Raw genomic sequence first — 551 nt, 5'->3', positions numbered from 1 at the left:
GTACCGTGCCTCAAGTCGGCGCGTCAGGCCGGGGGAGACCTGCGGCTCGTCGCCCCCACCGAGCAGGTCTCGATGGTGCTGCGCCTGACGAACCTCGACCGCATCCTCAAGCCCCGCGCCTCGGTCGCGGCCGCCCTCGATGACTGAGCGTCCCGGCCCCGTCATGATCGACGTGGCTGTCGAACCCGAGAGCATCGACCTGGTGCAGAACGCCTTCGAGTCCTGGTGGACCTCGCTCGGCGACGACTCGCTCGAGACGCGCTTCTCGTTCGAGACCGCGATCGTCGAGATCGCGGCGAACGTCATCGAGCACTCCCGTCGCTCCGAGGCGGACCTCGGTCGGCGCTTCACCCTCGAGCTGTCGGCCACCGACGACCGTCTGACGGCCGTGTTCCACGACAACGGCATGCCCAGCGACATCGACCTCAGCGCCGTCTCGATGGCCGACCTCGAGGACGAGGACGGCCGCGGCCTGGCCCTGGCGCTGCTCAGCCTCGAGAGCCTCGACTACCGCCACGAGGACGGCCGGAACGTGTGGACGCTCGTGTGCC

The 551-nt window shown here is 69.5% G+C and carries 2 protein-coding genes; both read left to right on the top strand.

The features are described from left to right. On the top strand, nucleotides 1–147 hold a 147-nt coding region (locus AEQ27_RS15260), incomplete at its 5' end, for an STAS domain-containing protein (RefSeq protein WP_369813668.1). A 25-nt stretch (nucleotides 148–172) separates the two neighbouring features. Further along, a partial coding sequence (locus AEQ27_RS15255) for an ATP-binding protein (RefSeq protein ID WP_161805566.1) occupies nucleotides 173–551 on the top strand: 379 nt, incomplete at its 3' end.

Source organism: Frigoribacterium sp. RIT-PI-h, assembly GCF_001297205.1.
Classification (GTDB): Bacteria; Actinomycetota; Actinomycetes; order Actinomycetales; family Microbacteriaceae; genus Frigoribacterium.
The sequence above is the reverse complement of the archived record's forward strand: the minus strand, read 5'-3'. Positions and strand labels throughout refer to the sequence as shown.